At 72.9% G+C, this 15,713-nt stretch carries 12 protein-coding genes; 9 read left to right on the top strand and 3 right to left on the bottom strand.

Features of this window, described 5'->3' with window-relative positions; translation table 11 throughout:
* The first annotated feature begins 78 nt into the window (after positions 1–78).
* From BLR33_RS32040 to BLR33_RS32010, 7 genes are all read left to right on the top strand, one after another.
* On the top strand, positions 79–1,167 hold the full coding sequence (locus BLR33_RS32040; RefSeq protein WP_093788180.1) for a branched-chain amino acid aminotransferase: 1,089 nt from the start codon (positions 79–81) through the stop codon (positions 1,165–1,167).
* Between the two features lie 427 nt (positions 1,168–1,594).
* On the top strand, positions 1,595–3,202 hold the full coding sequence (gene cimA / locus BLR33_RS32035; protein ID WP_093788179.1) for a citramalate synthase: 1,608 nt from the start codon (positions 1,595–1,597) through the stop codon (positions 3,200–3,202).
* Between the two features lie 104 nt (positions 3,203–3,306).
* Positions 3,307–3,801, top strand: a complete 495-nt coding sequence (locus tag BLR33_RS32030; RefSeq protein ID WP_245771806.1) for a GNAT family N-acetyltransferase — start codon at positions 3,307–3,309, stop codon at positions 3,799–3,801.
* Between the two features lie 64 nt (positions 3,802–3,865).
* Positions 3,866–4,927, top strand: coding sequence for an HpcH/HpaI aldolase/citrate lyase family protein (locus BLR33_RS32025; RefSeq protein ID WP_093788178.1), 1,062 nt, complete (start codon positions 3,866–3,868; stop codon positions 4,925–4,927).
* Complete coding sequence (locus BLR33_RS32020; protein WP_093788177.1) at positions 4,924–5,796, top strand: HpcH/HpaI aldolase/citrate lyase family protein; 873 nt, start codon at positions 4,924–4,926, stop codon at positions 5,794–5,796. The genes BLR33_RS32025 and BLR33_RS32020 overlap by 4 nt, the downstream gene beginning before the upstream one ends.
* Positions 5,797–5,963: 167 nt before the next feature.
* Positions 5,964–7,547: an acyl-CoA carboxylase subunit beta gene (locus tag BLR33_RS32015; protein ID WP_093788176.1), complete on the top strand. Its 1,584-nt coding sequence runs from the start codon at positions 5,964–5,966 to the stop codon at positions 7,545–7,547.
* Positions 7,548–7,651: 104 nt separating this feature from the next.
* Complete coding sequence (locus BLR33_RS32010; RefSeq protein WP_093788175.1) at positions 7,652–7,852, top strand: acyl-CoA carboxylase subunit epsilon; 201 nt, start codon at positions 7,652–7,654, stop codon at positions 7,850–7,852.
* 137 nt (positions 7,853–7,989) lie between these two features.
* Here BLR33_RS32010 and gltX read toward each other — a convergent pair whose 3' ends face one another.
* The 3 genes from gltX to BLR33_RS31995 form a co-directional block, all read right to left on the bottom strand.
* Entirely contained in the window at positions 7,990–9,489 is a 1,500-nt protein-coding gene (gene gltX, locus BLR33_RS32005) for a glutamate--tRNA ligase (RefSeq protein WP_093788174.1), read from the bottom strand.
* Positions 9,482–10,276 (bottom strand): fumarylacetoacetate hydrolase family protein, encoded by a 795-nt coding sequence (locus BLR33_RS32000; RefSeq protein WP_093788173.1) that lies wholly within the window; start codon positions 10,274–10,276, stop codon positions 9,482–9,484. Before BLR33_RS32000 ends, gltX begins: the two co-directional genes overlap by 8 nt.
* Positions 10,277–10,407: 131 nt before the next feature.
* Entirely contained in the window at positions 10,408–10,656 is a 249-nt protein-coding gene (locus tag BLR33_RS31995) for a hypothetical protein (protein WP_093788172.1), read from the bottom strand.
* A 387-nt stretch (positions 10,657–11,043) separates the two neighbouring features.
* Between BLR33_RS31995 and BLR33_RS31990 the strand changes: the two genes are divergently transcribed.
* Together BLR33_RS31990 and BLR33_RS31985 are read left to right on the top strand one after the other, a co-directional pair.
* On the top strand, positions 11,044–15,348 hold the full coding sequence (locus BLR33_RS31990; protein ID WP_093788171.1) for a sensor histidine kinase: 4,305 nt from the start codon (positions 11,044–11,046) through the stop codon (positions 15,346–15,348).
* 9 nt (positions 15,349–15,357) lie between these two features.
* Positions 15,358–15,713, top strand: a 356-nt coding sequence (locus BLR33_RS31985; RefSeq protein ID WP_322987220.1) for a roadblock/LC7 domain-containing protein, incomplete at its 3' end; no start/stop codon positions are given.

Genomic DNA, 15,713 nt, shown 5'->3' with positions numbered 1-15,713 from the left:
GGGCCGCCTTTCGGCGGGAAAGTCGGACGTCCTAGCACTTCGGGAAGGGACGCCACGCGAGACGGTGAAGGAACAGACATGACGACGCCCACGATCGAGCTCAAGCCCTCCGCCCACCCGCTGTCCGACGCCGAGCGCGAGGCGATCCTGGCCAGCCCCGGTTTCGGCCGGCACTTCACCGACCACATGGTGACGATCAAGTGGACCGAGGGCCGCGGCTGGCACGACGGGCAGCTCGTCCCGTACGCGCCGCTCTCGCTCGACCCGGCGAACATGACGCTGCACTACGCCCAGACCATCTTCGAGGGCCTCAAGGCGTACCGGCAGCCCGACGGCTCGGTGGCCACCTTCCGCCCCGAGGCCAACGCCGAGCGGTTCCAGAACTCCGCGCGCCGGCTGGCCATGCCGGAGCTGCCGGTCGAGACGTTCATCGAGGCGTGCGAGGTGCTGGTCCGCCAGGACCGGGCGTGGGTGCCGAGCCAGGGCGAGGCGTCGCTCTACCTGCGGCCCTTCATGATCGCCACCGAGGTCGGCCTCGGGGTGCGCCCGGCGAACGAGTACCTGTTCATCCTCATCGCCTCGCCTGCCGGCGCCTACTTCTCCGGCGGCGTGAAGCCCGTGTCGGTGTGGCTCTCCGAGGAGTACGTGCGGGCCGCCCCCGGCGGCACCGGCGCGGCCAAGACCGGCGGCAACTACGCGGCCTCGCTGGTCGCCCAGGCCCAGGCGATCGAGCAGGGCTGCGACCAGGTGGTCTGGCTGGACGCGATCGAGCGGCGCTGGATCGAGGAGATGGGCGGGATGAACCTGTACTTCGTGTACGGGTCCAGGATCGTCACCCCCGAGCTGTCCGGCTCCCTGCTGCCCGGCATCACCCGCGACTCGCTGCTCACCATCGCCGCCGACCTCGGCTACGAGGTCGCCGAGGGGCGGATCAGCGTCGAGGACTGGAAGGCGGCGAACGAGGACGGCTCGCTCACCGAGGTCTTCGCCTGCGGCACCGCGGCCGTGATCACCCCGGTCGGCTCGGTGAAGTCCACCCGGGCGAACTGGACGGTCGCCGACGGCGAGCCCGGCGCGGTCACCATGCGGCTGCGTGCGGCGCTGCTGGACATCCAGACCGGCCAGGCCCCCGACAAGCACGGCTGGATGCACCCGCTGGGCGCCTGACGGCGGTGCCCGCACGTCGACGGGGTCCGCGGGAGCGGCAAGGGGGGCGGGGCACTCGGCCCGCCCCCTCGGCCGAGTGCCCGGGCGGGCCCGTCGAGTGACCCATCGCACCCCCGGGCCGCGGCCCCCGTATGGCAGAATGCAGACGTGTCCTCGTACGCCATGATTATTGGCCGCAGGCACGCCGGTCCGCAGTGAGCGTTCCTTACTGACCCCAGTGGAACGCCACCGTGTCCCAGACCCGCGTGCAGACCTCTCGCATCCGCGAGAGGTTTTTTCGTTTCCCGGACCATCCGCGCCGGGGGCGGACGCGCACGGGGGGACTGGGGGCAAGTGGAGTCGGAACCACCGGGCGTACGGCCGCGCGCGAGCGCCGCCGTACCGCCCGGCGGCAACCCCATCCACCCGACAGGAAGTTGCATCAGCCATGACCGCCGAACGGGACGACAGTTTCCACGTCTTCGACACCACGTTGCGCGACGGCGCCCAGCGTGAGGGCATCAACCTCACGGTCGCCGACAAGCTGAGCATCGCACGGCACCTCGACGACTTCGGCGTGGGCTTCATCGAGGGCGGCTGGCCGGGCGCCAACCCCCGCGACACCGAGTTCTTCGCCCGGGCCGCGACCGAACTCGAGCTGCGCAACGCCACCCTGGTCGCCTTCGGCGCCACCCGCAGGGCCGGCGCGAAGGCCGCCGACGACCCGCAGGTGCGCGCGCTGCTCGACTCCGGCGCCCCGGTGATCACGCTGGTCGCCAAGTCCCACGACCGGCATGTGGAGTTGGCGCTGCGCACCACGCTGGAGGAGAACCTGGCGATGGTCCGCGACACCGTCTCGCACCTGGTCGCCCAGGGCCGGCGGGTCTTCGTGGACTGCGAGCACTTCTTCGACGGCCACCGGGCCAACCCCGCCTACGCGCTGGCGGTCGTGAAGGCCGCGCACGAGGCGGGCGCCTCCGTCGTGGTGCTCTGCGACACCAACGGCGGGATGCTGCCCGCCCAGGTGCACGAGGTGACCGCGCGGGTGATCGAGGAGACCGGCGCCCGCATCGGCATCCACGCCCAGGACGACACCGGCTGCGCGGTCGCCAACACCCTTGCCGCGGTGGACGCCGGCGCCACCCACGTGCAGTGCACCGCCAACGGCTACGGCGAGCGGGTCGGCAACGCCAACCTCTTCCCCGTCACCGCCGCCCTGGAGCTCAAGCACGACCGCCGGGTGCTGCCCGAGGGGGCGCTCGGCGAGATGACCCGCATCTCGCACGCCATCGCCGAGATCGTCAACCTGCCCTCCGCCACCCACCAGCCCTACGTCGGCGTCTCCGCCTTCGCGCACAAGGCCGGACTGCACGCCTCCGCGATCAAGGTGGACCCCGACCTCTACCAGCACATCGACCCCGAGCGGGTCGGCAACACCATGCGGATGCTGGTCTCCGACATGGCCGGGCGGGCCTCGATCGAGCTGAAGGGCAAGGAACTCGGCATCGACCTCGGTGACGACCGCGAGGTGGTCTCCCGGGTGGTGGAGCGGGTCAAGGAGCGCGAACTGAAGGGCTACACCTACGAGGCCGCCGACGCCTCCTTCGCGCTGCTGCTGCGCGACGAGATCCGCGGCGCCGCCGACCGGCCGCTGCGCTTCTTCCGGATCGAGTCCTGGCGGGCGATCATCGAGGACCGCCCCGACGGCTCGCACGCCAACGAGGCCACCGTGAAGCTGTGGGCCAAGGGCGAGCGGACCGTGGCGACGGCCGAGGGCAACGGCCCGGTCAACGCGCTGGACCGGGCGCTGCGGGTGGCCCTGGAGCGCATCTACCCGCAGCTGGGCGGCTTCGCGCTGGTCGACTACCGGGTGCGCATCCTCGAGGGCCGCTCGGGCACCGACTCCACCACCCGGGTGCTGATCACCACCACCGACGGCGCCGCCGAGTGGTCGACGGTCGGCGTCGCCGACAACGTCATCGCCGCCTCCTGGCAGGCGCTGGACGACGCGTACACCTACGGGCTGCTGCGGGCCGGCCTGGAGCCGGAGGAGTAGCCCCGCCGAGTGGCCGCCGCCGCCCGGCCGCGGCGGGGGCCGCCGCGGCGGCCGGGCGGAAAACCGGTCGAGCGGCCGGCGGGGGAGGGCCTAGCGTGCCCGCTGTGACGGACACAGCGCAGAAGTTCGCCGTACGGCCGGCCGCCCCCGCCGACGCGGCCGCCATCGCCCACGTGCACATCACCTCCCGCGAGGTGACGATGCCCTACCTGCCGCCGCGCCGGCGCAGCGACGCCGAGGTGGTGCGCTGGGTGCGCAACGTGGTGCTCACCGAGAGCACGGTGTGGGTGGCCGAGGACGGCAGCGGGGCCGTCGTCGGCTACGCGGCGGTGGCGGGGGAGTGGCTGGAGCACCTCTACCTGCTGCCGGAGGTCCGCCGGCAGGGCGTGGGCACGCTGCTGCTGGAGCGCGCCAAGCGGCTGCGGCCGGCCGGCCTCGCCCTGCACGTCTTCCAGAAGAACACCGGCGCCCGGGCGTTCTACGCGCGCCACGGCTTCTCGGTGGTGGATCTGAACGACGGTTCGCGCAACATGGAGAACGAACCGGACATGACGTTGCGCTGGACCCCGGTGACCAACGGCACACCTACCGACGGGTAACCACGGGCGGCCGGGGGCCCTAAGGTGAGCGCCACACCCTCGACCGCGACCACCGGGAGGCCGCATGCGCTCGGCGAAGGACTTCTTCCGCCCGCTGGCAGTGGGGGCGCCGGCCCCACTGCGCGAGGTGCCGTTCCGCCCCTCGCGGATGATCCACTTCTTCGACCCCGGCAACGAGAAGATGGCCGCCAAGGTCCCCGCCCTGGTCTCCGAGGTCGACGTGCTGCTCGGCAACCTGGAGGACGCCGTCGCCGCCGACCGCAAGGAGGCCGCCCGCGCGGGCCTGGTGAAGACCGCCCGCGCCACCGACTTCGGCGGCACCCAGTTGTGGACCCGGATCAACAGCCTCGACTCGCCCTGGGCGCTGGACGACCTGGTCACCCTGGTCACCGAGATCGGCGACCGGCTCGATGTCGTCATGGTGCCCAAGGTGGAGGGCCCGCAGGACATCCACTACGTGGACCGGCTGCTCGCCCAGCTGGAGGCCAAGGCCGCTCTGACCCGGCCGATCCTGGTGCACGCCATCCTGGAGACCGCGGCGGGCGTGACCGCCGTGGAGGAGATCGCCGCCGCGAGCCCCCGCATGCAGGGCATCTCGCTGGGGCCGGCCGACCTGGCCGCCGACCGGCGGATGAAGACCACCCGCGTCGGCGGCGGGCACCCCGGCTACCTGGTCCGCGAGGACCCCGGCGGCCGCGCCCCGCGGGCGACGTACCAGCAGGACCTGTGGCACTACACGCTCGCCCGGATGGTCGACGCCTGCGCGGCGCACGGCATCCTGCCGTACTACGGCCCCTTCGGCGACATCCAGGACACCACCGCGTGCGAGGACCAGTTCCGCAACGCGTTCCTGCTCGGCTGCGTGGGCGCCTGGTCGCTGCACCCGGTGCAGATCGGCATCGCCCGGCGGGTGTTCTCGCCCGCGCCGCAGGAGGTCGCGTGGGCCCGCCGGGTCATCGCCGCCATGGGCGACGGCACCGGGGCGGTGATGATCGACGGCAAGATGCAGGACGACGCCACCTACAAGCAGTGCCGGGTGGTCGCCGAACTCGCCGACGCGCTGGCCGCCCGCGACCCCGAACTCGCCCGCGCCTACGCCGAAGCCACCGAGGAGGCCGCCCGATGACCCCTCAGGCACCGCGCCCCCGCCGCTCCGTGCTCTACATGCCCGGCGCCAACGCCCGCGCACTGGAGAAGGCGAAGGAGATCCCCGCCGACGCCCTCATCCTCGACCTGGAGGACTCCGTCGCCCCCGACGCCAAGGCCGACGCCCGCGAGCGGGTCGCCGCGGCCGCGGCGGGCGGCGGCTACGGCCACCGCGAGGTCACCATCCGCGTCAACGCCCCCGGCACCCCCTGGCACGAGGACGACCTGCGGGCGGCCGCGGCCGCGGGTCCCGACGCCGTGGTCGTGCCGAAGGTCGACTCCGCCGCCACCGTGCACGCGGTCGAGGCCGCCCTGGAGGCCGCCGGCGCCCCCGAACACACCGCGATCTGGGCGATGCTGGAGACCCCGGTGGCGATCCTGGATGCCCGCGCCGTCGCCGCCGCCTCGCCGCGGCTGACCGTCCTGGTGATGGGCACCAACGACCTCGCCAAGGAGCTGCGGGCCGAGCACGTCCCCGGCCGGGAGCCGCTGCTCACAGGCCTGACCCTCGCCCTGCTGGCCGCTCGCGCGGCAGGCAAAGCGGCTTTGGACGGTGTCTACAACGACGTCCACGATTTGACCGGCTTCGAGGCCGAGACCCTCCAAGGCCGCCGGCTCGGCTTCGACGGCAAGACCCTGATCCACCCCCGCCAGGTCGAGCCCTGCAACCGGATCTTCGCGCCGGCCGCCGAGGAGGTCGACCGGGCCGAGCGGATCATCGCCGCCTTCGAAGAGGCCACGTCACAGGGGCGCGGGGTGGCCACGGTGGACGGCAGGATGATCGAGAACCTGCACGTCGCCGAGGCCCGCCGGGTGCTGGCCCTGGCCGCCGCGGTCGCCGGACGCTGAACCGCGGCGGCCCCCGGCCGCCGCACGCACGTCCCCGGAGCCGGCCGAACGCCGGCTCCGGGGACACGTTTGGCGCAGCGCGTCTGTGGGGTTCCGCCATGTAGAGCCGGTGGACACTGTACGAAGCAGATGGCCGATTACCGGCTTCGCGCTCGTACTGTCGGTGTATGACCACATCGCAAGAGGTGCCCGTCACGGCAGACGACGCCCGCGGGCGCGTCGCCGAGCTCCACGCCATCCGCGCGGAAGTCCTGCGAGGCCCGAGCGAGAAGGCGACCGCCGCCCAGAAGGCCAAGGGCAAGCTGACGGCGCGGGAGCGGATCGACCTGCTGCTGGACGAGGGGACCTTCCGTGAGGTGGAGGGCCTTCGCCGGCATCGGGCGACGGGGTTCGGGCTGGAGGAGAAGCGGCCGTTCACCGATGGTGTGATCACGGGCTGGGGGCTGGTGCACGGGCGGACGGTGTTCGTCTACGCGCACGACTTCCGGATCTTCGGCGGGGCGCTGGGCGAGGCGCACGCGCAGAAGATCCACAAGATCATGGACATGGCCATCGCTGCGGGTGCGCCGCTGGTGTCGCTGAACGACGGTGCCGGCGCCCGGATCCAGGAGGGCGTCTCGGCGCTGGCCGGCTACGGCGGGATCTTCCAGCGCAACACCCGGGCGTCGGGCGTCATCCCGCAGATCAGCGTGATGCTCGGCCCGTGCGCGGGCGGCGCCGCCTACTCCCCGGCGCTGACCGACTTCGTGTTCATGGTGCGGGAGACCTCGCAGATGTTCATCACGGGTCCGGACGTGGTCAAGGCCGTCACGGGTGAGGACATCACGCAGAACGGGCTGGGCGGCGCCGACGTCCACGCCGGCGTCTCGGGCGTCTCGCACTTCGCCTACGACGACGAGCAGACCTGCCTGGAGGAGGTCCGCTACCTCCTGTCGCTGCTCCCGCAGAACAACCGCGAGAACCCGCCCGCCGTGGAGAGCGGCGACCCGGCCGACCGCCGCAGCGAGACCCTGCTCGACCTCGTGCCCGCCGACGGAAACCGCTCCTACGACATGCACAAGGTGATCGAGGAGATCGTCGACGACGGCGAGTACCTGGAGGTCCACGAGCGCTGGGCCACCAACATCATCACCGCCCTGACCCGGCTCGACGGCCAGGTGGTCGGCATCGTCGCCAACCAGCCCGCCTCGCTCGCCGGCGTCCTGGACATCGAGGCGTCCGAGAAGGCCGCCCGCTTCGTCCAGATGTGCGACGCGTTCAACATCCCGATCATCACCCTGTTGGACGTCCCCGGCTTCCTTCCCGGGGTGGCCCAGGAGCACGGTGGGATCATCCGGCACGGCGCGAAGCTGCTCTACGCGTACTGCAACGCGACCGTGCCGCGGATCTCGCTGATCCTGCGCAAGGCGTACGGCGGTGCGTACATCGTGATGGACTCGCAGTCCATCGGCGCCGACCTGACGTACGCGTGGCCGACCAACGAGATCGCGGTGATGGGGGCGGAGGGCGCGGCGAACGTGATCTTCCGCCGGCAGATCGCGGACGCCGACGACCCCGAGGCGATGCGGGCGCGCATGGTCAAGGAGTACAAGGCCGAGCTGATGCACCCCTACTACGCGGCCGAACGCGGCCTGGTGCACGACGTGATCGACCCCGCGGAGACCCGCGAGGTCCTCATCTCCTCCCTCGCCATGCTGCGCACCAAGCACGCGGACCTGCCCTCGCGCAAGCACGGCAACCCGCCGCAGTAGCCGGCAACGCGACCGCAAGGCCGCCGCAACGCGGCGGCCACGGCCGTGAGGAAGACTTCGGACGATCCGCCGGCCATCCCGGCGGCCCACCCCAGGAGACCACCGTGAGCACACCCGCCGATTCACTCGTGCGCGTCGAGAAGGGCCACGCCGCCCCCGAGGAGGTGGCCGCGATCACCGCACTGCTGCTCGCCCGCGCCGCCGCCGCTCCCGCCGCCCCCGCTCGCCCGGCCCGCAGCACCGCCGGCTGGCGCCGCCTGGAGCGCACCCCGGGCTTCCGCGCCCCCCACTCCTGGCAGGGCTGAGCACCGGGAGCGGCGCCGGGCGGTCCGATCCGCACACGAGGGCAAAGGCCCGCACACGACGGCCCAGGACCCGCATGCGACGAGGCCCCCGCACCCTTTCCGGGTACGGGGGCCTCGTGCGTACGGCCCGCGTGCGCTCACGCCAGCCGGGCCACCGCCGCGTCGATCCGGGCCAGCGACCGCTCGCGGCCGAGGATCTGCAGCGACTCGAAGAGCGGCAGGCCGACCGTGCGCCCGGTGACCGCCACGCGGACCGGCGCCTGCGCCTTGCCGAGCTTGAGGCCGTGCGCCTCGCCCGCGGCCAGCACCGCCGCCTTCAGCGCCTCCGCCGAGGACCAGTCGGCCTCGGCCAGGCGCTCCCGGGCCGTGGCCAGCAACTCGGCCGACCCCTCCTTCATCGCCTTCTGCCACGACGCCTCGTCCCGCACCGGCTCCGGCAGGAAGAGGAAGTCGACGTTGTCGGTGATGTCGGAGAGGACGGTCACGCGGGTCTGCGCATAGGGTGCGATGGCCTGCCAGGCGTCCTCGTCGAAGGCGTCGGGCTCCCAGGGTGCGTACGGCGCCCGCAGCCACGGCCGGCACGCCTCGGCGAACGCCTTCGGGTCCAGCCGCCGGATGTGGTCGGCGTTGATCGCCTCGGCCTTCTTCAGGTCGAAGCGCGCCGGGTTGGCGTTGACGTCGGCGACGTCGAAGCGGGCGACCATCTCCTCCAGCGAGAACACGTCCTGGTCCGCGGAGTACGACCAGCCCAGCAGCGAGAGGTAGTTGAGCAGTCCCTCGGGCAGGAAACCGCGCTCGCGGTAGAGGTTGAGCGATGCCTGCGGGTCCCGCTTGGACAGCTTCTTGTTGCCCTCGCCCATCACATAGGGCAGATGCCCGAAGGCCGGCACGGTGGTGGCCACGCCCAGCTCGATCAGCGCCTCGTACAGGGCCAGTTGGCGCGGGGTGGAGGAGAGCAGGTCCTCGCCGCGCAGCACGTGGGTGATCTGCATCAGCGCGTCGTCGACCGGGTTGACCAGGGTGTAGAGGGGCGCGCCGTTCGCCCGCACGATGCCGTAGTCCGGCACGTTCTCCGGCTCGAAGGTCAGCTCGCCGCGGACCAGGTCGGTGAAGGTGATGGTGCGGTCCGGCATCCGGAACCGGACGATCGGGGTACGGCCCTCGGCCCGGTAGGCGGCCGTCTGCTCGGCCGTCAGGTCCCGGCAGTGGCCGTCGTAGCCGGAGGGGCGGCCGGCCGCGCGCGCGGCCTCACGGCGGGCCTCCAGCTCCTCGGTGGTGCAGTAGCAGTCGTAGGCGTGCCCGGTCTCCTTCAGCCGGCGCGCCACGTCCGCGTAGACGTCCATCCGCTGCGACTGGCGGTAGGGCGCGTACGGGCCGCCGACCTCGGGGCCCTCGTCCCAGTCCAGGCCGAGCCAGCGCATGGAGTCCAGCAGCTGCGCGTAGGACTCCTCGGAGTCGCGGGCGGCGTCGGTGTCCTCGATGCGGAAGACGAAGGTGCCCTGCTGGTGGCGCGCGAAGGCCCAGTTGAACAGGGCGGTGCGGACCAGACCGACGTGCGGGTTGCCGGTCGGCGAGGGGCAGAAGCGGGCGCGGACCGCCGGAGCGGCCGCGGGTACGGGAGAGGGGGCGCTAGCCACGCGAGATCACCTTGTTGGTGAGAGTGCCGATGCCTTCGATGGTGACGGCGACCTCGTCGCCGGGGAGGAGCGGGCCCACGCCCGCCGGGGTGCCGGTGAGCAGGACGTCGCCGGGGAGCAGCGTCATCGCCTCGGTGATGTTGACGATCAGGTCCTCGATGCCGTGGACCATCTGGCCGGTGCGCCCGGCCTGCCGCAACTCGCCGTTGACCGTCGCGGTGATCGCGAGGTCCGAGGCGGTGGCCAGGTCGATCGAGGTCTCGATCCAGGGGCCCAGCGGGCAGGCGGAGTCGAAGCCCTTCGCCCGCGCCCACTGCTTCTCGGTCCGCTGGGTGTCGCGCGCGGTCACGTCGTTGGCGCAGGTGTAGCCGAGGATCACGTCCTTGACCCGCTCGCGCGGCACGTCCCGGCACAACCGGCTGATGACGACGGCCAGTTCGGCCTCGTGGTGCACCTCCTGCGAGAAGGAGGGGTACACGATCGGGTCGCCCGGGCCGACCACCGACGTCGAGGGCTTGAAGAACGCCCAGGGCGCGTCGGGCACCTCGTTGCCGAGTTCGGCGGCGTGGGCGGCGTAGTTGCGCCCGATCGCGACGACCTTGTTCGGCAGCACCGGCGGCAGCAGCCGCACCTTGCTCAAGGGGACCTTGGTGCCGGACAGTTCGAACTCGGCGAAGGGCACGCCCTTGATGATGTCGACGAGCAGGGCGTCGGGGCCGCCGGCGGGGTCGCCCTCGACCGCCCCGAACGCGACGTTGCCGTCGATGGAGAACCTGGCGATGCGCATGGCCCTCAGCCTAGCGGCCGGCCCCGGTGCCGCCCGCTTGGCTCAGTGCGCGAGCCACCGGCCGCGGAAGCGTGATCGCCGCAGGTCGGCCAGGTACCGGCCGGGCATCTCCGCCACGCGGCGGCGGGCGGTCAGGAAGCGGTGTGCGGCTTGGGCAGTTCGGTGAGGATGGTGCGGCGCGGGTTCGCGGTGCGCCGCGGGAGCAGCCGGACGGTCTCGGTGTCCTGCTCCTGGGCCCCGCCGGTCGCGCCGCCTCCGGTAACCTCGGTGTCCTGCGCGGCCTGCAGCCGGGAAGCCACCAGCTCCGAGGCGTCCTTGAGGTGCGCCAGCGTGGTGCGGCGCGGGTTGGCGATCTGACGGGAGCTCAGCGTGGTCTTCATCGCCACCAGATTAGTCGCGCCGGTTCCCTGAACGGCCGGGCCCACTCACCTGACACATTGTGATTTTGCTCACCACTCGCGCCACCAAAGGTACGTACCGGGCAATCGGCTTCGCCCCGCTCAACAGTGTGTGCTGAGATCATTGCCGGGAGTGACGCATTCCAACGGCTTGGCCACGGGCCTTGTTGTCGCATCCGGCACTGTGCTGGAATTCCCCGGACCGCCGCATCACATCGAGCCGGCGCGCAGGGGGCGCGCACGAGCACCGAGCGGCGGTGAAGGGCACGTGGGCCTTCTCGCGATCCGGGGCGGCCTGAGCCCCCATGACTCGACACCGTCCTGTCCGCCTCGCGGCGGGGGACGCCTGGTCCAGAGGTTGCGACGCTAGTGCAGGGACGTTTCAAGAGGGACAGCGGCGCTGCGGGCGACCCGGAGCAGCAGCAGCCCGGCGGGGCCGGCAACGGCACCTCCCAGGCCGCGGCCGACTCCGGCTCCGCCGCGCCGGGTACCAGCACGGCGCCAGGGCGGATGAACATGCCAGGCGGCATGGAGGCCGGCAAGATCACCGGCCTGGACTCCAAGCCCGGGCCGCGAATAGCCATGCGCAACTGGCGCATCAGCACCAGACTGGTCTCCCTGCTCGCCCTGCCGGTGGTGACCGCCTCCGCGCTCGGCGGCCTGCGCATCAACAGCTCGGTGGAGAACATCCAGCAGCTGAAGCACCTCAAGACCCTCACCGACATCACCGAGCACGCCACCGACCTCGCGGCCGCACTCCAGGAGGAGCGCGACTCCTCGGCCGGCCCGCTCACCTCGCACCAGCAGGACAACGACGCCGTCGCCGCCTCCCGGCAGGCCACCGACCGCGAGCTGAAGCAGTACGAGGCCGCGGTCGACAACGTCTCGGGCACCGACTCGGTCTACAGCGGCGTGCGCGCCACCCTGGTCTCCATCGGCGGCCAGCTCGCGAACATCCAGCAGATCCGCGCCACCGCGTACGACCAGAAGACCGGCATCTCGCAGACCGTCTCCGAGTACGACGGCCTGGTCAACTCGCTGCTCTCGCTCTCCCAGGACATGGCGCAGGCCACCTCCAGCCCGGAGATGATCAAGGCCACCCGCGCCCTGGCGGCCTTCTCCTCCGCCAAGGAGTACGAGTCGATCCAGCGCGCCGTGATCAGCGCCGCGTTCGCCCAGGGCGGCCAGCTCAACACCGCCGACTTCCAGACGGTCCAGGTCGCCGCCACCGACGAGAACAGCGACCTGACCCGGTTCCAGAAGATCTACGGCGACAACGCGGCCGCCCTGCTGCAGCCGATCGAGGGCGGCAACGCGGTCATCGCCGCGCACGACGCCATGCGTCAGCGCATCGCCGGCTCGCAGAACGCGATCACCAAGATCCACAGCTCCTACCTGGACTGGGACGACGCGGCGAAGACCAAGATCGACGCGATGAACCAGATCGAGCGCTCGCTGCTGAACGAGATGCAGCAGAAGTCGCTCAGCCTGCAGAACGAGGCGAAGCAGGAAGCGCTCATCTCCGGCGCGATCATCCTGCTCGTCCTCGGCGTCGCCGTGGTCGGCGCCTTCATCGTCGCCCGCTCGATGATCCGCTCGCTGCGCCGGCTGCAGCAGACGGCCCAGGACGTCGCCCAGAAGCGGCTGCCGGAGCTGGTCAAGCAGCTCTCGGAGTCCGACCCGCAGGACGTCGACACCTCGGTGGAGTCGATCGGCATCAACAGCCGCGACGAGATCGGCCAGGTGGCCCGCGCCTTCGACGAGGTGCACAGCGAGGCGGTCCGGCTGGCTGCCGAGCAGGCGCTGCTGCGAGGGAACGTCAACGCGATGTTCACCAACCTCTCCCGCCGCAGCCAGGGCCTCATCCAGCGCCAGCTGTCGCTCATCTCCGAACTGGAGTCCCGCGAGGCCGACCCGGACCAGCTCTCCTCGCTCTTCAAGCTCGACCACCTCGCCACCCGCATGCGCCGCAACGGTGAGAACCTGCTGGTGCTCGCCGGTGAGGAGCCGGGCCGCCGGTGGACCCGCCCGGTCCCGCTGGTCGACGTGCTGCGCGCCGCCGCCTCCGAGGTGGAGCAGTACGAGCGGATCGAACTGACGTCGGTACCCACGGCCGAGGTCACCGGCCGCATCGTCAACGACCTCGTCCACCTGCTCGCCGAGCTGCTGGAGAACGCCACCTCGTTCTCCTCCCCGCAGACCAAGGTGCGCGTCACCGGCCACTCGCTGCCCGACGGCCGGGTGCTCATCGAGATCCACGACACCGGCATCGGCCTGTCGCCCGAGGACCTCGCCGACATCAACGAGCGGCTGGCCAACCCGCCCACCGTGGACGTCTCGGTCTCCCGCCGGATGGGCCTGTTCGTGGTCGGCCGGCTGTCCCTGCGGCACGGCATCCGCATCCAGCTGCGGCCCTCGGACTCCGGCGGCACCACCGCGCTGGTCATGCTGCCGGTCGACGTCACCCAGGGCGGCGCCAACGCCAAGCCCGGCCCTGGCGGCCGCCCGGCGGGCGCGCCCCCGGCCGGTCAGGGCATCGCCGGCGCCTTCGGCAACTCCCCGCGCTCCGCGGCGGCAGCGGCGCCCGGGCCGCAGCGCGGCCAGGTCGGCGGCACCGGCCAGCGGCCCGCCCTCAGCCCGGGCGGCCCCGGCGCGCCCGGCGGCGCCCCCCAGCAGCCGCAGGCGCCGGGCGGCCAGCGCTGGGCGGCCGCCCAGGACAACCCGCAGCAGGGCTTCCCCGACGAGACCCCGCGCGGCCACGAGGAGGCCGAGGCGCCGGCCTTCGACGCCTTCGACCAGCCGCAGGCCCCGCGCGGCCCCGGTTCGGGCGTCCGGCCGAACCTGCCCGGGCGGCCGAACCAGGGCCGGCCCGGCGGCGCCGGCTTCCCGCCGCCGCAGCCGCAGAGCACCGGCCCCTCCGGCTTCCGCTCCGACGTCTTCGGCGGCCGCTCCGGCCCGACCCCGCGGCAGGGCGAGGCCCCCGCAGCGGCCGGCCGGGGCGGGCCCGGCGACACCAGCGAGTTCCCCGCGGTCCGCGACGACTTCCCGCAGCAGGGCGGCCGGCCGGACCAGGGCGGGCGCCCGGCCGCGGGCGGCGGCCGCGGCCCGCTGCCGCAGCGCCAGCAGCGCGGGCGCCAGGGCACGCCGGGCTGGAACCCCGCGGAGCAGCAGCAGGACCCCTTCGCCGCGAACGCCTCCGGCGGCTTCCCGGCCCAGGGCGGTCCCGGCGACACCGGCCAGTTCCCGCCGATGCGGGACGACTTCGCGCCCAGCGCGCAGAACGGCCCCGGTGACACCGGTCAGTTCCCGGCCGTCCGCGACGACTTCGCGGGCGCCGGTCAGGGCGGGTACCAGGGTGGCCGTCCGGGCGACACGGGTTCGTTCCCGATGCAGGGCGGCCCGGGCGACACGAGCCAGTTCCCCGCTGTCCGCGACGACTTCGCGGGCGCCGGTCAGGGCGGGTACCAGGGTGGCCGTCCGGGCGACACGGGTTCGTTCCCGATGCAGGGCGGTCCGGGCGACACCAGCCAGTTCCCCGCCGTGCGCGGTGACGAGTACGCGCCCACCGGCCAGGGCGGCTACCCGATGCAGGGCGGCCCGGGCGACACGAGCCAGTTCCCCGCCGTCCGGGGCGACGAGTACGCGCCGACCGGCCAGGGCGGCCGTCCCGGCGACACCGGCTCCTTCCGGATGCCGGGCGGCCCCGGCGACACCGGCCAGTTCCCGCCGGTGCGCGGCGAGGACGGCGGCGCCCCCGGCGGCTTCCCGCGCCGCGCGGGCCGGCCGCAGCCCGCGAACCCGGGCGGCGGCCCGAACCAGGGGCAGAACCAGGGGCAGGGCCAGAACCAGCAGCAGGGCAACGCCGGTTGGGCCGGCCAGCAGGGCCCGAACCCGTACGACACCGGCTCGCACCAGCTGCCCGGCCAGTACCCGCAGCAGAACGGCACGGCGGGCGGCCGCCCGTACCCGGGCCAGCAGATCGGGCAGCCGGCAGGCCAGCAGCCCGGTCAGGGGCAGCCCGGCCCGCAGGGCCCCCAGCAGGGCCAGCTGCCCGTGCGGCGGCCCGAGCCGCAGCCGAGCGAGCCGATGGCGCTGCCGCCCGCCCCCACCCGGGGCGACGAGCCGACGCCGATCTTCTCCGCCATCGAGTCCGACTGGTTCCGCACCGGCCAGGCCGAGCGGATGCAGCAGATCCACGTGGAGCAGCCCGGCCGCGGCCAGCAGGCCCCGCCGCCGCGCCCGGTGGGCCGCACCGCCCCCCCGCAGCGGCGACCCGCGGCCGCGCCGCAGAGCGGTCCCGCGCGGCCCGGCGGCGGCCCGCAGCCCGCGGCGGCCCAGACGGCCGCGCCCGCGGCGCAGCCGCTGCCCCGGGAGACCCCGAACTGGCGTACCTCGCCCAACGACGCGCTGCGCCAGCGGGCCGAGTCGATCCGCGAGCCCACGGCCGGCGGGGTCACCCCGTCCGGTCTGCCGCGGCGGGTCCCGCGCGCCAACCTCGTCCCGGGTGGCGCGGCCGCGCCGCAGCAGCCGGTGACCGGGGGGCCGCAGGTCTCCAGGTCGCCGGACGACGTGCGCGGACGTCTGACCAACCTCCGCAGGGGTATCCAGCAAGGCCGCCAGGCCGGCGGTAACACCGACGGCCGTGGTTTCGGCATGAACAACCAGGAGCGCTAGTTGAGTGCGATGAGCCAGGCGGCACAGAATCTGAACTGGTTGATCACCAACTTCGTGGACAACACCCCGGGGGTGTCCCACACGGTGGTGGTCTCCGCCGACGGCCTGTTGCTTGCGATGTCGGATGGTTTTCCTCGTGATCGTGCCGATCAGTTGGCGGCGGTGGCTTCGGGGTTGACGTCGTTGACGGCGGGTGCCTCTCGGATTTTCGAGGGGGGGAGTGTGAACCAGACGGTGGTGGAGATGGAGCGTGGGTTCCTGTTCATCATGTCGGTGTCGGATGGTTCGTCGTTGGCGGTGCTGGCGCATCCGGAGTGCGACATCGGTCTGGTCGGTTACGAGATGGCCCTGCTCGTCGACCGGGC

It is taken from the genome of Actinacidiphila guanduensis (genome assembly GCF_900103985.1).
Lineage (GTDB): Bacteria > Actinomycetota > Actinomycetes > Streptomycetales > Streptomycetaceae > Actinacidiphila > Actinacidiphila guanduensis.
This window is presented reverse-complemented; position numbering and strand designations above follow the sequence as displayed.